This window comes from Oculatella sp. FACHB-28, from assembly GCF_014696015.1.
Classification (GTDB): Bacteria; Cyanobacteriota; Cyanobacteriia; order Elainellales; family Elainellaceae; genus JAAUTN01.
Genome location: NZ_JACJPJ010000088.1, coordinates 1 through 19,457 on the forward strand (window position 1 = coordinate 1; position 19,457 = coordinate 19,457).

The 19,457-nt window shown below is 49.3% G+C and carries 17 protein-coding genes and 1 tRNA gene; 10 read left to right on the top strand and 8 right to left on the bottom strand.

The window, feature by feature from the left end; all coding sequences use genetic code 11:
* Positions 1-168 precede the first annotated feature (168 nt).
* From H6F88_RS21915 to H6F88_RS21930, 4 genes are all read right to left on the bottom strand, one after another.
* Positions 169-1,449, bottom strand: a complete 1,281-nt coding sequence (locus H6F88_RS21915; protein ID WP_190644861.1) for a tetratricopeptide repeat protein — start codon at positions 1,447-1,449, stop codon at positions 169-171.
* Between the two features lie 427 nt (positions 1,450-1,876).
* Positions 1,877-2,272: a PIN domain-containing protein gene (locus H6F88_RS21920; protein WP_190644862.1), complete on the bottom strand. Its 396-nt coding sequence runs from the start codon at positions 2,270-2,272 to the stop codon at positions 1,877-1,879.
* A gap of 15 nt (positions 2,273-2,287) precedes the next feature.
* Positions 2,288-2,542 (bottom strand): hypothetical protein, encoded by a 255-nt coding sequence (locus H6F88_RS21925; RefSeq protein WP_190644863.1) that lies wholly within the window; start codon positions 2,540-2,542, stop codon positions 2,288-2,290.
* A gap of 39 nt (positions 2,543-2,581) precedes the next feature.
* A tRNA-Val gene (locus H6F88_RS21930) sits at positions 2,582-2,655 on the bottom strand.
* 187 nt (positions 2,656-2,842) lie between these two features.
* Here H6F88_RS21930 and H6F88_RS21935 point away from each other — a divergent pair.
* From H6F88_RS21935 to H6F88_RS21970, 8 genes are all read left to right on the top strand, one after another.
* Entirely contained in the window at positions 2,843-3,967 is a 1,125-nt protein-coding gene (locus H6F88_RS21935) for an ATP-binding cassette domain-containing protein (protein WP_190644864.1), read from the top strand.
* An 83-nt stretch (positions 3,968-4,050) separates the two neighbouring features.
* Complete coding sequence (locus tag H6F88_RS21940; RefSeq protein WP_190644865.1) at positions 4,051-5,769, top strand: dynamin family protein; 1,719 nt, start codon at positions 4,051-4,053, stop codon at positions 5,767-5,769.
* A 443-nt stretch (positions 5,770-6,212) separates the two neighbouring features.
* Entirely contained in the window at positions 6,213-7,271 is a 1,059-nt protein-coding gene (locus tag H6F88_RS21945; protein WP_190644866.1) for a hypothetical protein, read from the top strand.
* A gap of 28 nt (positions 7,272-7,299) precedes the next feature.
* A complete protein-coding gene (locus tag H6F88_RS21950; RefSeq protein ID WP_190644867.1) occupies positions 7,300-8,118 on the top strand; it encodes a hypothetical protein in 819 nt (272 codons plus the stop codon).
* A 96-nt stretch (positions 8,119-8,214) separates the two neighbouring features.
* Positions 8,215-8,604 carry a hypothetical protein gene (locus H6F88_RS21955; RefSeq protein WP_190644868.1) on the top strand — a complete coding sequence of 130 codons (390 nt, stop codon included), beginning with the start codon at positions 8,215-8,217 and terminating at the stop codon, positions 8,602-8,604.
* 376 nt (positions 8,605-8,980) lie between these two features.
* Positions 8,981-10,372 (top strand): NAD-dependent succinate-semialdehyde dehydrogenase, encoded by a 1,392-nt coding sequence (locus H6F88_RS21960; RefSeq protein ID WP_190644869.1) that lies wholly within the window; start codon positions 8,981-8,983, stop codon positions 10,370-10,372.
* A gap of 52 nt (positions 10,373-10,424) precedes the next feature.
* A complete protein-coding gene (locus H6F88_RS21965) occupies positions 10,425-12,071 on the top strand; it encodes an acetolactate synthase large subunit (RefSeq protein WP_190644870.1) in 1,647 nt (548 codons plus the stop codon).
* Between the two features lie 279 nt (positions 12,072-12,350).
* Positions 12,351-12,761, top strand: a complete 411-nt coding sequence (locus tag H6F88_RS21970) for a DUF1499 domain-containing protein (protein ID WP_347277727.1) — start codon at positions 12,351-12,353, stop codon at positions 12,759-12,761.
* Positions 12,762-13,369: 608 nt separating this feature from the next.
* Here the strand turns inward: H6F88_RS21970 and H6F88_RS21975 are convergent.
* Together H6F88_RS21975 and H6F88_RS21980 are read right to left on the bottom strand one after the other, a co-directional pair.
* On the bottom strand, positions 13,370-14,704 hold the full coding sequence (locus H6F88_RS21975) for a homoserine dehydrogenase (protein ID WP_190644871.1): 1,335 nt from the start codon (positions 14,702-14,704) through the stop codon (positions 13,370-13,372).
* A gap of 39 nt (positions 14,705-14,743) precedes the next feature.
* Positions 14,744-15,643 (bottom strand): alpha/beta fold hydrolase, encoded by a 900-nt coding sequence (locus H6F88_RS21980; RefSeq protein WP_190644872.1) that lies wholly within the window; start codon positions 15,641-15,643, stop codon positions 14,744-14,746.
* A gap of 186 nt (positions 15,644-15,829) precedes the next feature.
* Here H6F88_RS21980 and H6F88_RS21985 point away from each other — a divergent pair, with 186 nt between their 5' ends.
* Complete coding sequence (locus H6F88_RS21985; protein ID WP_190644873.1) at positions 15,830-16,534, top strand: glutathione binding-like protein; 705 nt, start codon at positions 15,830-15,832, stop codon at positions 16,532-16,534.
* A gap of 225 nt (positions 16,535-16,759) precedes the next feature.
* Here H6F88_RS21985 and H6F88_RS33535 read toward each other — a convergent pair whose 3' ends face one another.
* Together H6F88_RS33535 and H6F88_RS21995 are read right to left on the bottom strand one after the other, a co-directional pair.
* Positions 16,760-17,719 carry a hypothetical protein gene (locus H6F88_RS33535; RefSeq protein ID WP_190644874.1) on the bottom strand — a complete coding sequence of 320 codons (960 nt, stop codon included), beginning with the start codon at positions 17,717-17,719 and terminating at the stop codon, positions 16,760-16,762.
* Between the two features lie 334 nt (positions 17,720-18,053).
* A complete protein-coding gene (locus tag H6F88_RS21995; protein WP_190644875.1) occupies positions 18,054-18,491 on the bottom strand; it encodes a molybdopterin-binding protein in 438 nt (145 codons plus the stop codon).
* Between the two features lie 164 nt (positions 18,492-18,655).
* Here H6F88_RS21995 and modA point away from each other — a divergent pair, with 164 nt between their 5' ends.
* On the top strand, positions 18,656-19,453 hold the full coding sequence (gene modA, locus H6F88_RS22000; protein ID WP_190644876.1) for a molybdate ABC transporter substrate-binding protein: 798 nt from the start codon (positions 18,656-18,658) through the stop codon (positions 19,451-19,453).
* Positions 19,454-19,457: the final 4 nt, after the last annotated feature.

Genomic DNA, 19,457 nt, shown 5'->3' on the forward strand with positions numbered 1-19,457 from the left:
TTGGTCAACTGGTTGACTGGAGTACCAAGAGCAAAAACTCGGGTTTCTCGTTTCGCGGCTCTAGCGCCAGATTAAGGAAGGCGTGATCCCAGTCAGGGTTCGCCAACAGTATCCGAGCGTTTGCTTAACAGCAACGCAGTCTACCACTGACTTCGAGCAACTTGAAACCTACTCCTCAATCAACTGCTTAAACTGTTCATCATCGCAAATGGCATCAAAATCTGAATCAGTTTTTGCATCTTCCTTGCAAGCAGAATCAAGTTCGATCGCCTGCCGCAAATTTTCAACCGCTAGAGCAGCATTTCCCTGTAATCCATACGCACAAGCCTTGTTGTACCAAGCATTAGGAGAATCAGATTTAAGCTCAATGGCTTTATCATGAGCGGCAATGGCTGCCTCATAGCGCTGTAACTTGCTTAGCGCTACCCCTTTGTTAGACCAAGCATCAGGATTATCAGATTTAAGCTCAATGGCTTCATCAAAAGCGGCAATAGCTGCCTCATAGCGCTGTAACTTGCTTAGCGCTACCCCTTTGTTAGACCAAGCCCCAGGATTATCAGATTTAAGCTCAATGGCTTTATCATAAGCGGCAATGGCTGTCTCATAGCGCTGTAAGTTGCCTAACGCTATCCCTTTGTTATACCAAACAACAGGATTATCAGATTTAAGCTCAATGGCTTTATCATAAGCGGCAATGGCTGCCTCATAGCGCTGTAAGTTGCCTAGCGTTACCCCTTTGTTATACCAAACAACAGGATTATCAGATTTAAGTTCAATGGCTTTATCATAACCGGCAATGGCTTCCTCATAGCGCTTCAACTTGCCTAAGGCATAACCTTTATTGGACCAAACCTCAGAACGATTAGCGCCTGCCTCAATCGCTTTGTCGTAAAGCGAAACTGCTTCCTCATATCGATCTTCATAATAAAGAGCATCAGCCTGCTTAATGTAATCATCAGCCGTCAAAACTAAGTCAAAATTTTCAGATTGAAGAGTTTCAATTTTTGATGTAATTTCTTGAACTTTGGGTTTATTTTCTGGGGCAATAGGGTCTTGAATGGAAGCAGGTAAGAGTTTGGCAAGATCTTGAGTGTATTGACTTATTTCTTTTTGTGCTGCCTTTTGTGCTGCTTCCACATCCAAAACGACTGCCTGTATTTTCCCCATCGCTTCTGATCTAAGCTTTTCAAGCTCCTTTTCAATTAGGCTCCTCTGCTTTTGAACTTCCGCTAATAGGGCTTGTACCTCTGAAATTGAGTTGTTGAGTTGAGTAATTGAGCTGGATCTAAGCGTTTCAATCTCCTGCTTTACGGTGGCTTGTTGGGTTTGCAATTCGGCTAGTATTTTTTCCGTTAGTTGGCTCTCTACCTGTTCCTTCACCTCATTTATCATTTGCTGTTTGATGCTGCCGCGTAGTAGCCAAAGCAAAATACCAATCAAGAGGGGCAACAGCGCCAACTCCACCAGCAGAATGTTGACCAGATCAACTTTGATACCAAAGATGCGATCGAATTCATCTTCAATCAATTCCTGAATGGCTTCTTTTTGCGGGTCAGACAGCGCTGGAGTTGAAGTGGGCTGAGGTGACGGTGACACCACTGGCTGTGGAGAAGCCGTTGGGACTGGGCTTTCTTGAGCCGCTGCCAGACCCACGGTGATCAGGAATGCTGAGAGGGCGATCGCAAGTGGCAGCTTGACCTTCATGGAAAAAAGAAGCGGAATACGATTCATCTAATAGTAATTGAGCTTGGGTTGAAGGATGAAGCTTGCCTCCCTAATGTTGCCTCTGCCTTGAGCCGGAAAGACTGCTAGCGCTATCGCCATCTTGTAGGGTGCGTCATGACGCACCTTCAAACCTGTATCACTATAATCAAAGTTAAGAATCAAGCCAGTTTTCTAGCTGAAGGTTTGAAATGTTTTCAAAGTGCCGGATGTTATTGCTGACTAAAATATCTTCACGAGAGCGAACCACAGCAGGGAACGCTGCATCCAAACTGCCAGTGGGTCTGCCGATTCTTCTAAGTTCAGCTTGAATCTTACCAAACTCAATTGCTGCCAAAGAATCAAAAGGAAGAATCGCAAAAGGTTGAATAAACTGCTGCAAAACTTCTGTGTTATGCTCAACTCTCTGAGAACAGTACACTCCTTTATAGAGTTCTGCTAGTACAATTGCAGAGAGATAACAGTCCTCACGCTTGCAGTTAAATTCACTGATCACTTTAGGATTAGCTTGGATTAAAGCAATGCAGATATTGGTGTCTAACAAGTACACAAGGGTTAAGGTGTTTTAATCAATATCACCAAAGCTTATAGGATCTCCGAAGTCAGCGTGACGTTCTCGATCAATTTCAGCAAAGAGTGTCTCAATTTCAGCATCATTCTTCCAACTTCCCAAAACACGCTCTAGACTTGCCCAGCGATCGTTTTGATCAGTAGCTTGAGCTTCAGAAATATCAATTTCAACTTCTGTACCGTCAGGAATAGTGGTGATCGTTTCTAAAAGTTCAATGGTTTGTGCGCGCTTAATGCCTTTGACTTTCATAGCTGCCCTTAGCGCAAGGTCGATACTGTACAGATGTAATGGACACAAGTGGACTCGAACCACCGACCCCCACGATGTCAACGTGGTGCTCTAACCAACTGAGCTATGCGTCCGAACAGTTAATTAATATAGCACGGGTTCTGCGTTAGGCACAAATAAATTTGGTCTGGGGTGCTGAAACTCAAAAGGCTGTCACAATTGAAGCTGAGGTTTTGCGTGTGGCGAGAATTTGTAGCCTTTACGCTCAAGTTTCTATCCACCAGTGATGCCAAACCTAACTGACGTTGTGGGATAAATGCGGTGGCTAGAGTTTATCTAGAGAAAATTACCCGACAGTTTAATGCTGTCGCTGCCGTCGAAGACATCACATTTGAAGTTCCAGATGGGCAGTTTTGGGTTTTGGTTGGGCCGTCGGGCTGCGGTAAGTCAACGATTCTCCGAACGATCGCTGGACTGGACAATGCGACTTCGGGCAAGCTTTACATTGGCGATCGCCTGGTCAACCAGGTTCCAGCACGAGAGCGGGATGTAGCGATGGTGTTTCAAAACTATGCGCTTTATCCCCACATGACGGTCGCTGAAAATTTGGCGTTTGGGCTACGGATGCGGCGATCGGATGCAACCACGATTCAGTCTAGGGTGGAGGCGGTGGCGCGATCGCTCGATATCACTCACCTTTTGGCGCGCAAACCCCGACAGCTATCGGGGGGGCAGCAGCAGCGCGTTGCTTTGGGTCGAGCGATCGCCCGTCAACCTCAAGTGTTTTTGCTTGATGAACCTCTGTCTAACCTGGATGCACAACTGCGAGACGATACTCGCGCCGAGTTAAAGCAGCTTCATCAGCGTCTTGGTGTTACCACAATCTATGTGACTCACGATCAGGTGGAGGCAATGACGCTAGCCGACCAGATCGTTGTCCTCAATCGCGGCAAAATTCAGCAGATCAGCGATCCTCAAACCCTTTATGCCAAGCCTGCAAACCAAATGGTAGCTACGTTTGTAGGCAACCCACCGATGAATTTGCTGCACGCCACGTATGATGGCACTCATTTTCAAGTTGAAGGACAGCCCTTACCCTGTCCCGATCGCCTCCGCCAGCAGGTTAACCTTATTGCTGGACAGCGATATAACCTGGGTATTCGTCCTGAGCATCTTCAAATCGTGTCTGAGCTAGACCCGTCTGAGTCAAACTTGTCTGAGTCAAACAGGGGTCACCTGATGGCAGAAGTGAGTGTCGTGGAGCCTTTAGGACGAGAGATCTTGATCCGCACTGTTTTGCCTGTCGAGAGAGGAGCTGCCCCGACGCTCAATCTACAGGTGAATCCAATGCAACCTCCTCATCCAAGCGATCGCCTTTCGCTGCGGCTTGACCTGGATCAGCTTTTCGTGTTTGACCCCAGTACGGGAGATAGTTTGACGCAATAGCAACACGCCAAATGCTGCGATCGCATTCCAAAGATGTCGGTTAAGCCCTGCTATCTTAGAAACGAGCTTGAAAGGAAGCAGCAATGGAACCACCGGATCAAAGTGTCATAGAGAATCTGTTGGATCATCTGCGAGCGACGGTGGGTTTGCTGTATGCACAAACGGGATTGCGACAGGATGTGCTGAACGTGTGCGATCGCCTCACTCATTCCACCTTTCGCATCGCCGTTTTTGGCCCGTTTAACTACGGCAAATCGACGCTGTTGAATGCTCTATTGGGAGAACGGACACTACCGATTGACCTGATTCCAACAACGGGAGCGGCGATCGCTGTTCGCTATGGCGCTGAATTGCAAACTCGGATCAGGCTATCAGACGGCTCAGAAATTCAGGAAACGGGTACAGAGGTGCTGAAACGGTTTGCCATTCTCGATGACAACCGCCGAATGCGAGACGATGTGGCTGCTGTTGAGGTATTTTGTCCGCATCCCTTCCTACAAACGGGAGTTGAACTGCTAGATTTACCGGGAACTAATGACCGGGAGGCACAGGATGCACTGGTGCGCGATCAGCTTTTGACGGCGGATCTGGTGGTGCAAGTGCTGGATGGTCGCAAACTGATGACGCTAGGCGAACGGGAAAACCTGCGGGACTGGCTGCTCGATCGCGGCATTGAGACGGTTGTGTTTGTGGTCAATTTCCTCAACCTGATGGAGCCAGATGACCAGCAGCAGGTATCTCGCCGGATGCGCTTTGTGGCGGAAAGCTTTCGGTCAAAGCTGCCTGCTGGCATCAGCAACCTTTACAGAGTTGATGCGCTGCCTGCTCTACGGGCTCGTTTGAAAGGAGATATTGCTGCTGCACAGACAGCAGGTTTGCCCGCATTCGAGACGGCACTTCAGGCGATCGCCCAATTCCATCAGGAGCAGCCACTCCAGACTCGTTTGCCTCGACTGCTGGCGATCGCCCCTCAGGTTCAGCAAGCTTTGTACCAGCAGATAGAGTCCGTTACGGCTGAAATTAACGCCAAAGTGCATTCGACTTCTGAGACGCTTGACCAGAAAGTGCAAATCAAGCAAAAAGCCCAAAAGTTAATTAAGCAAGGCTTTTCTAGCAGCTTATCTGCTGTCCAGGACTGGCTTGCACTACCCAATTTGCTTAACCAATATCAGTTTGGGGCGACGACAGCCTTGCAGCAGTTTGAATTTAAAGATTGGGAATCGGCTGTCCTGAAGCCAGATTGGGTTGCCAAAAAGAAATCTGTGGTGGAGTGGGTTTACAAAGCCTGTGATTTCTTTGATCGCCCGCGTCCTGCTGACCTGTGGTTTGCTTTTCCAGAGGAGCCGGAGGTGATTTTGCCCGATTCCCCTCAATCCGACGCAAACGCACCCAGGCAGAAAGGGGATGTAGCACCTGTGGCGATCGCCACGGGACTCGGTTGGGTATTGGGTGGACCAATTGGTGCGGCTGTTTTTGGCGGAGCTAGCTATCTGATTAATCAAACCAATCAAACAGATGTAAATCAACCACAGCCAGTCCGCCCGTCTAACTCTGTGGAAGATTACACAACTCAGCTCAATCAGCTTTATGAGAATGCAGCCAAGGATTACCTGAGCCGCTTTAGCAGCCTTGCCTTAATTGCCCTTCAGCAATACGGAATTGCTGCAAACGCTGTAATTGAGATGGCGATCGCTCCAGAATCCGCTCCCGTCCCTGATTTATCCCACCAGCGTCACCAGCTCAGTCTGCTCCAGTCCAGGCTAGACAACTTGAATCAAGCACTGAATCTGGTAAGGTCATGAACCTCGGTGATTGTTTGTCTGTAGGTCTGAATCTATAGGTCTGAATTTAGTTAAAAAAGCGGCATTTTGCCCGATCTTCTGCTAAATTCTAGTCATTCAAACCCTAGAGGTTAATCTCTAGAGGATGTTTGAAAGTGCTAGTTTGTAGCCCAATCCTGGGTATAGTCATGGCATTGGCAGATAACTCTTGGAGTAAACCAAGAGTTCTATCTGAATGTCACAACCGTGCAAGGCGATCGTTCTATTGGTTCAGGGTGTTTATTTGCAGCAAACGTGTCAGGCACAAGGTTGCACTCATCGTCTGTTGTTGGTAGGTTGTAAGTCCTCTAGTGTGTGTAGCTTAACAATAGTTTGGATTAGCCCCAGTCCAGCTCGACAAGTGTCAGCTTTTTGAAAGGGTTAACTCTTGCAGTTAACATCCATAGCCATTCTGTAGAACGTTTATGTCTCAAGATCCCAGCATCAACCAACCCCTCCTGGAAGCTTCAGGACAACCAAAACCCTCTAACTGGAATGAAGATATTCCAGTGGCTGAACCCAGCACTTTCTCGATTGACACTTACGCTGATGACCTGATGGACGAGCTGTTTGAGGAGGTCGATCACATCCTGGAGAAAGGGGTTAAGATGCCGCCTGAGACAGACAACCCAGAATATGTAGCACTCCAGCCGATCACGGTGCCAGAGATGGGGTTGCCGTCGGTGCTGGTGCCGCACCGTCAAGTAGAAGCCGACCAACTGGAGCAGCTAGAGGCAGATTTGGAATTGCTGCCGTCAGAGAGCCAGGCGGATAAGCGCTATGGATTTGGCAAATCGCTCGACCAGCTTTTGTTAATTTCAGCCTGTGCCTCTCTGGTGTTGACTGCCCTTTTAGGAATAATGCTTCAGGGGAAATGGCAGCCTGCACTCGCTCCTCAAAACTCTGTAGCTGTTGATCAGCTTTCTCAATCCGATGCCGAATTTTTAGACTATATGGAGCGATCGCTGGATGTAATCGATCGCAGAGCCACCGCCAACAACTCATCTACCACTGCCGAGATTCCGGCTCCTCCTGCTGCCACTAGTCCTACTAGCAGCAGTCAACCCGCTCAGGCTTCGGTCCCAGAGCGAGTCTTTGTTCCAGTCTACCAACCGCCTCAAAATCTATCTTTTCCAGGATTAGGACAGCCCGCTCAGCCCGCCCAGCCTGCTCAACCGACTCAGCCTAGTCAAGTTGTTCCACCCATTCAGCCTGCAGTGCCCGCTGCTCCCGCTGCTTCTGCTCCTGCTGCGGTGGCGACCGCACCCAACATTGCCCCGACTTTGAATTACACCCTGGTAGGACTGTTGGAATTGGGCGATCGCTCTGCTGCTTTATTTGATGTCAACGGTACGCCTCAACGCATCTATGTGGGTGAAAGCATTGGCTCAAGCGGCTGGACCCTAGTTTCTGTGCAAAACGAAGAGGCGTTGATTCGGCGGAATGGAGAAGTGCGATCGGTTTATGTAGGGCAGAGATTTTAGAGATCGGGGGTTAGGAATTAGGAATGAGATGGAACTTTTGCGGGGGTTGGCGGCATCGTTAAATCTGCTGCCAGGCGTGTCGCAGATTGTGCAGGCCCATCGACTGGCAGGGCAACAACACGATAATCTTTGCGGACCTTACTGGGCGGCACTGTTGCTGCGGGTGTATGCCAAGTTGAGCATCAGTACAGAGCAGGCTGCTTCGCTTGCAGGTTCTGTGCTGCCAATGGGTGACCCGCTCACCTGGGTGCCCAAAGGCGTGCGTCCCCGCTATGACTACGGTGTTGCTTTGCCGCAAACAGATTGCATTCAGGATGCGGGAACTGCGGCCGCAGGGCTAATCGAAGCAGTTTCTAGCGCCTCTAGAGAAAAGTTCAGCCTGATTCCGCTGAAAGCAGACTGGTCAGAAAATCAGGTAGAAGCGTTAATTTTGCTCTGTCAGGAAAACCCTGACTGGCTCGCAGTGCCGATCTGTAACCTGCGAACAGGGCACTTATGGGGGTCGGCTTTGCCGCTTGGAGATGCGATCGCCTACCTTCAAGGCGTTGACATTCAGTGCCCGTCAGCCGATTGGAACGTTGGACACTTTGTAGTGTTGGCAGGCAAGATTCATGGAACTGCTCGCTCCCTGCTGATTGTGCAGGACACCTACCCTGAATTCGGTTGGGATAGCTATCATTTACAGCCTGCGATAGCGATCGCCGCTGCCCTCAATCGCGGTGATGGCAGTGAAGGAGGCGTGCTTTTGTTTGTCGCAACTCAACACAAAGCTGAGGTAGAAGCAAAAAGCAAGGAGAAGGGGTTTGCGATCGTCCCTTGGGATAATGGAACGCCTTGGACGGAGTAGAGATGGGGGCGTTACTGGAACTACACCAGCAGCTAATATATCCATATTCTTATCGGACATAGATTTGGACTGCGTTTAGCGCTGAAACGGAACCTTATGAAACGAATTCGTGTGTTGTGTGCGATCGCCCTGGCGACTTTGACCCTGGGCGCTCTTTCGGCTGAAGCTCAGACTCGCTCAGATTCCTATAGGCTGGCTCAGACGAGTACTCCTTCAGTGGTCAACTTTGACCTCAACCGAGCAAAAAACCTGGCGCGTCAGGCGGCTGAGCGAGCAAATGGTGGACTGAACCAATATCGAGCTGAGCCATCAATGCATGGTCCATCTACTGACGCACCTTATATCGAGAATTCTGACGGAAGCTGGACATTTACCTTCAGAGGTGGCGCGCCCGGTTCGTCCAATTACACGACCGAGAGCGTTGTTACGGTTAACAGTAACGGCTGGGTTATCACTGTGGATTACAACGGCCCAATTCGGAACTAGTTTATTTAGATCTCTGTGAATGGTAGCGAGGCGGAGCCTCGCTACCATTCACGCTTTAAAGAGTGGCTCATGCAGAAGATCTATGGATTGGTAATTGTTTAAACTACCTCTGAAAGATACAAGGGGCGATTCGCGAATCGCCCCTACCTGAAATTTCCTAGTTGATTTTTAGTTTGTATAAACCCTGCATTAGGGTAAAGTTTGCTTGATTTATGTTCCGTTTACATAAGTTCTGTAAGTGACAAATAACGAATGGCAAACAATCCATGCCCCGTCCATTTAACAATGGCTACCCTAGAACTATTCGGGTGAGATTTGGCATTTTTCCGCGAAAACGGCCAAACCTCAGCCTTTTAGTGAATCAGGAGATGAGGGTATGGGTATCGCTACAGTTAACCCAGCAACAGGAGAGACATTAAAAAACTTTGAGCCGCTCAATGATCAGGAGATTGCTCAGAAGCTAGATCAGGCACAAAAGACGTTTGAGCAATATCGCTACATTCCGATCGCCCAAAAAGCTGAATGGATGAATGCAGCGGCAACACTGCTGGTTGATCGGCGAGAGGAGTTTGGCAAAATCATGGCACTGGAGGTAGGCAAGCCTATTGCTTCAGCGATCGCTGAAGCCGAAAAATCCGCCTGGGTTTGTCGCTACTACGCTGAAAATGCTGCTCAGTTTTTAGCAAACGTACCGATTGAAACGGATGCGAGCCGCAGTTTTGTGAGCTATCAGCCGATCGGAGTGGTGCTAGCCGTGATGCCCTGGAATTTTCCGTTTTGGCAAGTTTTTCGCTTTGCGGCACCTGCTTTGATGGCAGGTAATGTGGGGCTGTTAAAACACGCTTCTAACGTGCCCCAATGTGCCCTAGCGATTGAAGAAATTTTTCGAGAGGCAGGCTTTCCGACTGGGGCCTTTCAAACGCTGCTGGTCGGTTCTGATAAGGTGGCTCAGATTGTCACCGATGAGCGGGTGAAAGCCGCTACTTTAACCGGTAGCGAACCCGCTGGAGCTAGCCTTGCCAGCCTTGCCGGAAAGCTAATTAAGAAAACGGTGCTGGAATTGGGCGGCAGCGATCCGTTCATCGTGCTGGAAAGTGCCGATTTAGAAACAGCCGTTTCCACCGCTGTAACTGCCCGAATGATTAACAGTGGACAGTCCTGCATTGCGGCAAAGCGGTTCATTGTGCAGGAGGCGATCGCCGACCAATTCACCGAAAAGCTGGTGGCAAAATACGCTGCTCTGAAAGTGGGCGACCCAATGAATCCTGAAACGGACATTGGACCGCTGGCAACTCCTGGCATTCTCAAAGATTTGGATCAGCTAGTGCAAACCTGCATTGAGAAGGGCGCAAAAGCGTTAATCGGCGGAAATCCCCAGGACGTGCTAACCCGATCAGTCGTAGCGTTTCAGCATGGAAACTTTTATCCTCCTACTATCCTGGCTGATTTTCCTCCGGGCACCCCAGCCGATGATGAAGAATTTTTTGGCCCGGTTGCGCTGCTATTTCGTGTGCCTGACATTGACGCTGCAATTCGCCTGGCAAATAGCAGTCCCTTTGGGTTAGGAGCAAGTGCCTGGACGGGAATACAAGAAGAAGGCAATCGCCTTGCCACAGAGCTAGAAGCCGGAGCCGTCTTCATCAACGGCATGGTCAAATCCGATCCGCGATTGCCGTTCGGGGGTGTCAAACGGTCAGGCTACGGACGCGAACTCGGCATTCAGGGTATTCACGAATTCGTCAATATCAAAACTGTTTGGATGAAATAACTCCACCCCCACTCGTTGCACCCACTCCATCTACAGTTCAAAGGAAATCAACATGAGTGAAATGAATACAGCAGAATTACTCGTGCAATGCCTGGAAAATGAAGGCGTTGAATACATCTTCGGCTTGCCGGGTGAAGAAAACCTGCAAATTTTGCAGGCGCTCAAAAACTCCTCAATCCGCTTCATCACCACTCGACATGAGCAGGGTGCAGCGTTTATGGCAGATGTTTACGGGCGGCTAACTGGCAAGGCTGGAGTTTGTCTATCAACGCTAGGTCCAGGTGCAACCAACCTGATGACGGGCGTTGCCGATGCCAATCTCGATCGCGCTCCCTTGGTTGCGATTACCGGACAAGTGGGCACTGACCGAATGCACATTGAATCTCACCAATATCTAGACCTGGTAGCAATGTTCTCACCGGTCACTAAGTGGAATACTCAGATCGTCAGACCTAGCAACACACCAGAAATCGTCCGTAAAGCCTTTAAGGTCGCTCAGACCGAAAAACCTGGTGCCGTACACATTGACTTGCCGGAAAATATTGCCGCGATGCCAGCCGTGGGACGACCGCTGAAAACCGATGGACGAGAAAAAACCTTTGCAGCCTTTCACAGCATTGAGAAAGCAGCCACTCTGATTTCGCAGGCAAAAAATCCATTAATCCTAGTCGGAAATGGTGCGATTCGGGCTAATGCTAGTGAAGCGCTGACCGAGTTTGCGACCCGGCTTAATATTCCTGTCGCCAATACGTTTATGGGCAAAGGAGTAATTCCCTACACGCACCCTCTAGCACTTTGGGCTGTCGGGCTACAGCAGCGGGATTACATTAGTTGCGGATTTGACAACACAGATCTGGTAATTGCGATCGGCTATGACCTGATTGAGTACTCCCCGAAGCGATGGAATCCTACGGGCGAGATTCCGATTATCCACATTGATGACACCCCCGCCGAGATTGACAGTAGCTACATTCCGGCGGCTGAAGTGGTGGGAGATATTTCTGACTCGCTGGATGAGATCTTTAAGCGCAGCGATCGCCAAGATAAACAAGCCCCCTACGCGCTGTCCCTGGGAGATGAGATTCGCGATGATTACAAACAGTACTCTAACGATGATGGGTTCCCAATTAAGCCGCAAAAGCTGATTTACGATTTGCGCCAGGTAATGGGACCAGAGGATATTGTGATTTCGGATGTGGGTGCCCATAAGATGTGGATGGCGCGTCACTATCATTGCGATCGCCCCAACACCTGCCTGATTTCCAATGGTTTTGCAGCAATGGGCATTGCTATTCCAGGAGCTGTTGCTGCCAAGTTGGTTGCTCCCGATCGCAAGGTTGTTGCCGTTACGGGAGATGGTGGCTTCATGATGAACAGTCAGGAGTTAGAAACTGCTCTACGCGTCGGCACACCCTTTGTCACGATCATCTTTAACGACGGTGGCTATGGCTTGATTGAGTGGAAACAACTCAATCACTATGGTGAGTCAAACTTTGTTCACTTCACCAATCCTGATTTTGTCAAACTGGCGGAGAGCATGGGTTTGAAAGGTTATCGGGTTGAGTCCAGCACCGACTTTATTCCCAAACTCAAGGAAGCTTTGGCTCAAGACGTGCCTGCTGTGATTGATTGCCCCGTAGACTATCGTGAAAACCTGCGCTTCAGCCAGCGATCGGGTGACTTGAGTTGCAATATTTGAGCTAAATCCTGAGTTGGGCGATCGCCATTGAGCTAGAACAAGGGGCCTAAGCCCCTTGTTGCTTCTGGACATAGAACTGTCTTGTGTAGGACAGTATTAAGTAGTATTAAGTAGAATACTAAAGTGCAGAGGCAACTTATGCTCAAATCAGGATTAGCGCTCTTTTTTGGTTTGCTCCTGACCAGTTTGTGCTGGGTGAGTGGGGGTATGCCTGCGATCGCCCAAACCCGCTCAACCGTAGCCCTTGCATCTGCCACCGCATCATCAGGAGAAAAACCATTGTTTTCGTTTTCAGGAACCCCCCCGACTAACTTAGGTGTAAAAGAAGGCAAACTGCTGGAATGCCCCAACACCCCCAACTGCGTCAACAGCCAGACTCCTGCATCTGATAGTGAACACAGCATTCAGCCGATTTCTTACAGCTCAACTCCAGAGCAGGCTTTAGCAAACTTAAAAGCTGTGATTCAAGACCTGCCACGGACCAAGATCGTGAGTGAGTCCGACGATTATGTCTATAGCGAGTTCGCTACTGCCTTGATGGGCTTTGTTGATGATGTTGAGTTTTACCTGGACAAAAGCCAAAGTGTGATTCACGTCCGCTCCGCTTCCCGTTTGGGAAAATCTGACCTTGGCGTAAACCGCAAGCGTGTAGAAGAAATTAGAGCAAAATTTGCAGCGCTAGAAGCTTGATGAGAAGCTTGATGTAAGTTTCTTGAAACGTAAAAACGGGGTGGAGGTAAAGCTTCCATCCCGTTTTTCACATTTGTGATTGGCTGTAGCGAAGTTACCTTAATGTTGCCCAAGCTGTGGGCGATCGCCAGTTTTGTAGTCAGTAAGGGGGCGATGCACGCACCCGGCATTCTAGCTGAACCCTGCCAGTACCAGTGCCGCACCACAGATTAGCGCCAAGATCGCCAACACAGAACCAGCATTGGGGCTGCCTTTCCAGGAATAATTCTTATCTTCCATGATTCTTTTCCTATTTATATTAAGTTTCTACCTCTATTGTTGCACTATATTACGCGCAGTTCATTACCCCTTGGTCAGAGAAATTAGTGAAACGGAGGCGATCGCAATTCACCCTACAAATCTGGGCACTGTAGTTAGCGTAGTTTCACTTGAAGTATTGGCGATTTAGATAAATTGCTGCAATGCTCGCCAAACACATCAATTCAATCCGTTTGCCAAGCCTGTCACACTAAGCAAAGGATTCGCAAAAGCGGTCTTCAGTTTCTTGCAGAATGCGATCGCTGTAACACATCAGACTTGTTCTACACCAATCCTTCGGTTTAGAAAAGCTACAGAACCCGCAGCAAACTAGCAACGCTGTTTACCGCTTCAAAGGTACGAATTTCGTCTAGCGCCTGATGGAAATTGCCCTCGCGCACATGATGTGTGACGACAACGATTTCAGCCTGGTTGTCTCGCAGTCCAATTTGCACAACCGATTCTAGGCTGACGCTGTGATTGCCAAAACAGGTGCCCAACTTGCCGATCACGCCAGAACTGTCCTGGGTAAGGAATCGCGCGTAAAAGCGAGTGACTAGCTCAGACATGGGGGCAATCGCACAATAATGCTGATGAGAACAGGCTAGCAGGGGGTCAAGCTGAGGTGGTTGTCCGTCTGTGGTTGCGCCTCGTCCAACTTTGAGGATGGCGGCAATGTTGAGAATGTCAGAAACAACCGCACTGGCTGTTGGTCCGGCTCCGGCACCTGGTCCAAAGAACATGACCTGACCGATTGGTTCCCCCTCAACCAGAATGGCGTTGTAAACCTGATTGACGCTAGCCAGGGGATGGGTTTTGGGAATCAGCGTCGGGTGAACCCTGACCTGAAGCTGGTCGGGCGGGTCTGCCAGATTTGTTCCAGGTGAGGTGTCACGTTTGGCAACAGCTAGCAACTTGATCACAAAACCCAGCTTGTCGGCATAGGCAATATCGGCAGCGCTGACCTGACGGATGCCTTCACAATAAACCTCTGGCAGCTTGATCCGTCCGCCAAAGGCTAGAGATGCCAAAATTGCAATTTTGTCAGCTGCGTCAAAGCCATCTACATCAGCGGTAGGGTCAGCTTCGGCGTAACCTAGCTTTTGGGCATCGGCAAGAATTTCGGCAAAGTCGCCACCCTCGGTTTGCATCCGCGTCAGGATGTAGTTGGTCGTGCCGTTGACGATGCCCATCAGCGTATGGATGCGGTTGGCGCAGAGCGATTGCTTCAGTGGCTCGATTACGGGAATGCCGCCGCCTACTGCTGCTTCGAGCAAGACGTACACGCCTGCTTCGGTGGCTGCGGCAAAAATTTCTTCTCCAAAGCGGGCAATTACAGCTTTGTTGGCGGTGACGACGTGTTTACCATTGGCGATCGCCTTCAAAATCAGCGATCGCGCCGGTTCCAACCCACCCAGCAATTCCACCACAATTTCCACAGCCGGATCGGTGACAATCGCTTCCAGGTCAGTGGTGACTACGCCAGGGGAAAAAGCCACCAAACGAGTTTTGTCGGGCGATCGCACCCCCACTCGGTAAATTTCTAGCTCTTGTACTAAAGGATGTCGCTGCGCTGGATCAAGCAAAATTTGCGCTGTTCCAGTTCCAACCGTCCCTAATCCCAACAAGCCAACCTTGAATACCATCTGAATCCACTGTGAGAAAGTCTTTCACAATTGTAGGGGCTAGGGGCTAGTCCCTAGATAATGCTGGATCAACCCAATTACCGTAGCAGGCAATTCTAAATGAGGCAGGACTCCAGCGCCGACGATCGCACAAAAGGCTTCTACTGTCTCTGGATTGAGGTTGGCTAGCCGGAGCCCAGTGGAGAGGCTGCTAAAGCGAGATTGATCGCCCCAAAAGATCACAGTGGGGGTTTTAAGCTGCTCCATGTAGAGGGAGAGGTCAAAGCAGAGATCACCTTTAAGCGAGGCAAGGGCAGAGTATTCCGCGTTGAGCTGTTGGGCAGATGCTAAATAGGCAGCAACCATTTCCTCGGTGACACGCGATCGCTCAGCAAACAAAAACTGCTGCAAGAAGTTGCGTACGGCCAATTCGTTGGCGGCTCCGACAGTGTAAATCAGGCGATCGAGTCCGGGTGTTCCGACTAGCTGAGCAGGGATACCTTGTTTGTAATTTGCGCCAAAGTCGCTGTAGCCAGAAGGAGAAACTAGAAACAGCATTTTGAATAGGTCTGGACGCTGGACGGAAAGGCGAAGGGCGATCGCTGCTGTCAGGGAGGAAGCAAAGACCGTTGCCGGAACGCTGTTAGTGCGCTCTAGAAACTCCGTCAAGATGGTCAGGTAATCTTCTACTCGATAATCGCGAATGGGATGGGTGGATTGTCCCCAGCCGATCAGGTCAGGTGCAATAACCCGATGAGTGGCGGCAAAGGCTGGATAGACCTTTGACCACTCATAGGCGGAAGACCCACCACCCAGGCTATGCAGGAAAACTAGCGGCGGCAAATCGGCTGAATCTGAGCTATCTCGCCAGGGTTCACCAACGGGTGTGTAATATGCCATCACACCTAGTGAAGTCTCGATCACCTGCTGCCCAAAACCGATCGGCTGATATTGCAGCACAAAGCCTCCTCATACAAGTTCTGTTAGTCATCTAGATCTGCACAACGCAGAGAATTGAACTGGTGCTTCCCTTCTCTGCGGAAGTGGATCACTCCTGATTCTCGCAAAATTCTAATGGGGTGGGACAACGTTATAGTTTGATTGTTCGAGAACTTTGAACTATTGAACCGTAGCAGGAGCTGATTCATGCCACCACTGACGCTTTACTACTGGACAACGCCCAACGGTCACAAGGTCACCATGTTTTTGGAGGAAGTTGGGCTGTCGTATACGATCGCTCCGATTAACATTGGCGCTGGCGACCAGTTTAAGCCTGAGTTTTTGGCGATCGCCCCCAACAATCGGATTCCAGCCATTGTGGATCATGAGCCTGCGGACGGTGGAGAACCCATTTCAGTATTTGAATCTGGCGCAATTTTGCTGTATCTAGCAGACAAAGTTGGCAAGCTGATCTCTGATACAGTGCGTGGACGGGCCGAAGTGTTTCAGTGGTTGTTTTGGCAAATGGGTGGTTTGGGTCCAATGGCTGGGCAAAACCATCACTTTGTCCAGTATGCGCCTGAAAAAATTCCCTACGCGATCGATCGCTATGTAAATGAGACGGGACGGCTATATGCGGTGATGAATAAGCGGTTGAGCGATCGCCCCTTTCTTACTGGAGAAGACTATTCGATCGCCGATATTGCTTCCTATCCCTGGATTGTGCCCTACGAGCATCAGAGACAAAATTTGGAAGACTTCCCTCACCTCAAGCGTTGGTTTGAGGCAATTCAGTCTCGCCCTGCAACTGTTCGTGCCTACGCTAAAGCTGATGAATTCAAAAACCAGCAGATTGACATGGAGAAATCACGAGCAATGCTATTTAACCAATCCTCAAAAACCGTCCAATAATCAGCAAGACTGCTAGCTGGCGTAATAGCCTGGCTGTCCTAAGATGTTGGGTTCCGCTGCGCTTCACCCAACCTAAGTCACTTGCAGACAGTAGACCCGTAGAGCTGTGGGTTGGGTGGAGCAGAGCGAAACCCAACGCTTTGGATTTGCTGCACTATCGTTAGTGAATTGCAAGGGGCGTACCGCTTCAGGATATGTCACTCACTTGTTAACTAGCTAATCAGCTTATGCCTCCGCCGCTTCTAATTGTTTGGGTTGTGTAGAAAACTGAGAGGCTTCAAGGTTAGCTACACTCGAACCATACAGGTCAACAAACCGCTTGAACAACCACATTGTTTCATGGTCTGAGATTCGAGTGCGGTTGAATAAACGACTGATATTGCGTTCAGCTAGCTTACTTAAGTAGGGCAAATCCTCAAATAGCGTTAGGCAAGAGGCGATGTGCAAAACCATTTGCAGCAAAGGTTTTGGCCATCTCAAGTCACTGTAAATATCGATAAAGAACTTATGTTCCGTTTCACTCAGAGGTAAAACGTTAAACATCACGATGATACTCTTGCCGTTGTACACTGGAATCTTTAGTTCAACTGTGTGAGGCGTATGCAGCGTTAACTCTACCTCAACAACGGGCTGTCTCCAAATTCTTAAGGCGTTAAATGGCGAATCCAGAACTGTCTGAAACTTGATGATTCCCCCATCTTCAGTAGGCTGCAAATGGTTGACTGAAATGACTCGTAGGTTACTCAAACTAAAGTGATGGACGTTCTCCAAATGCTTTAGGTTGAGCAAATGATAAATTTGGCACAGGTGGGGAAAGGGCAAAATGTATTCCTGGCTAATCAGGTGATACTCCTGGATCTCCAGCATTCTTGTGAGCGCCTTTCCTTGAGCTCCGCACTGGCTTAACTCACTACGACGACAAGCCAAGTTAGAGTTTAGAGATTGCAATGCAACGGAGCCATCTGGATTAAGCTCTTTCTCCGGCTTGAGGAGTAGCCAGCTAACGAAGAAGAAAGAAGCCGTAAACAGATGTGCAATCTCTATTGCTGAAAGGTACCCGTCGGCAAAAGCAGCAAAGCCTCGGTCGGTGATGCCAAATACCCAAGAGGGAATACCCAAAGCCCAAATGCTGCTTTTAAATTGGTTGAAATAAAGGGCGGGGTGAATAGAGCGATCGCTTTCCATGACTTCACATCTTCTTCAGGCTTGATATTCTCGGAGCTTAGGGACAGGCGTTGTGGACAAGAGAGCTTGTCCACACCCATGCGAGTTCAGGCTCTCTTAAGAATCCTAAACTTTCTTGCATTTCTACCTTGCTTATGCATGTACTAATAACAAGCTAATAGTTTTGACTCCCGTTTACCCTCTACCTCAGGTTGAGCTTTGTTAAGCGACGAGGTAGAGCCCGTCCTTTGCCTCGTTGTCTAAAGAGGTAGCAAGACAGGTACTAAAAGCGAAGGGATGTGCCCCTGTTTCAAGGAACACATCCCTTTGCTTTGGCTAAAAAAGGACGAGGAACTTATCCTGCGGCGATCATCACGTTGTTGGATTTGATGACCGCAAAAACTTCTTTTCCTGGCTTTAGACCTAGCTTGTCAGCCGAAGTGCGAGTGACAATCGAGACTAGCTCGATGCCAGGGGCGATCGCCAAGGTCACTTCTGCGTTCACCGTTCCTTTAACTACTTGTTTTACTTTTGCTTTCAAGACGTTGCGGGCACTGATTTGGATTGCCTGAAGCGCTGTGGCATTACCCGAATCCAGGGTTTCTTCTTCTAAATCCTCAGCATCGACTGGGTTGGCATCTGGATCAGGAACGGGCGATCGCCCCCTCTGTCGAATCATTTCTCGCAGGATTTCTGTTTTGGTGCGCTGAGTTTGCTGACAAATCTGCTCTAAAATTTGCCGCTCTTCGTCTGAGGATTGGAAGGTAATCCAGCCTTGCTCTTTTCTTGGCATTATCAAATACCAAATATGTTGGTATAAAGTTGGTACGATATGATTTCGAGCCTAGTTTAGTCGGAAGGTCAACCTATAGAACCCATCTATAGAACCCATAGAGCCAATGGCTTGCTCCCTCCGAACTAACAATACTAGCTCTTCTTTACTCCAACTCAGGTGTTATGAAACGAAGACGCATTCTCGCTTTGCTGGGCGGATTCCTGGCAGCCCTGTTGCTGGCGATCGGCTTCAAAATAGTTATGCCTGCTGCAGTCGATGCTCAATCTGCAAGACTATTGATTGCAGCAGCAGCCAGCTTGCAAAATGCGATTGAAGAAATTGATCCGCTGTTTGAGTCGGCTAACCCAGGCATAATAGTCAGCTATAACTTTGCAGCATCAGGTCCACTGCAGCAGCAGATTGAGCAGGGCGCACCTGTAGATCTATTCATCTCAGCCGCGGTTCGACAAATGAATGCTTTGCAAGAGGGGAATCTGATCGTCTCCAATACTCGTCGCAACTTGCTCACCAACAGTCTAGTTCTGGTAGCGCCGCGTAACTCTACATTGGGGCTAACAGGCTTTCGGCAGTTAGCCAACTCTGACGTTGAACGAATTTCAATGGGGGAGCCGCGCAGTGTTCCGGCTGGACAGTACGCCGAGGAGTTATTCAGGAATCTAGGAATTTGGGATCAGTTGCAGCCTAAGTTGGTATTTGGCAACTCGGTTCGCAACGTTTTAGGAACGGTCGAGAGTGGCAATGCGGATGCAGGTGTGGTCTATGCGACCGATGCCAGAATTTCAGCACAGGTGACACAAGTTGCGACCGCTCCTAGCGACCTGCATACTCCAATTGTTTACCCCATGGCCGTTGTTGCAGCTAGTCGCAACCAGCAAGCCGCTCGTACTTATGCTCGATTCTTAAGGAGTAGACAGGCTCAAGCGGTGTTCAGACGATACGGCTTTGGGATTGCTTCTTAAAGGG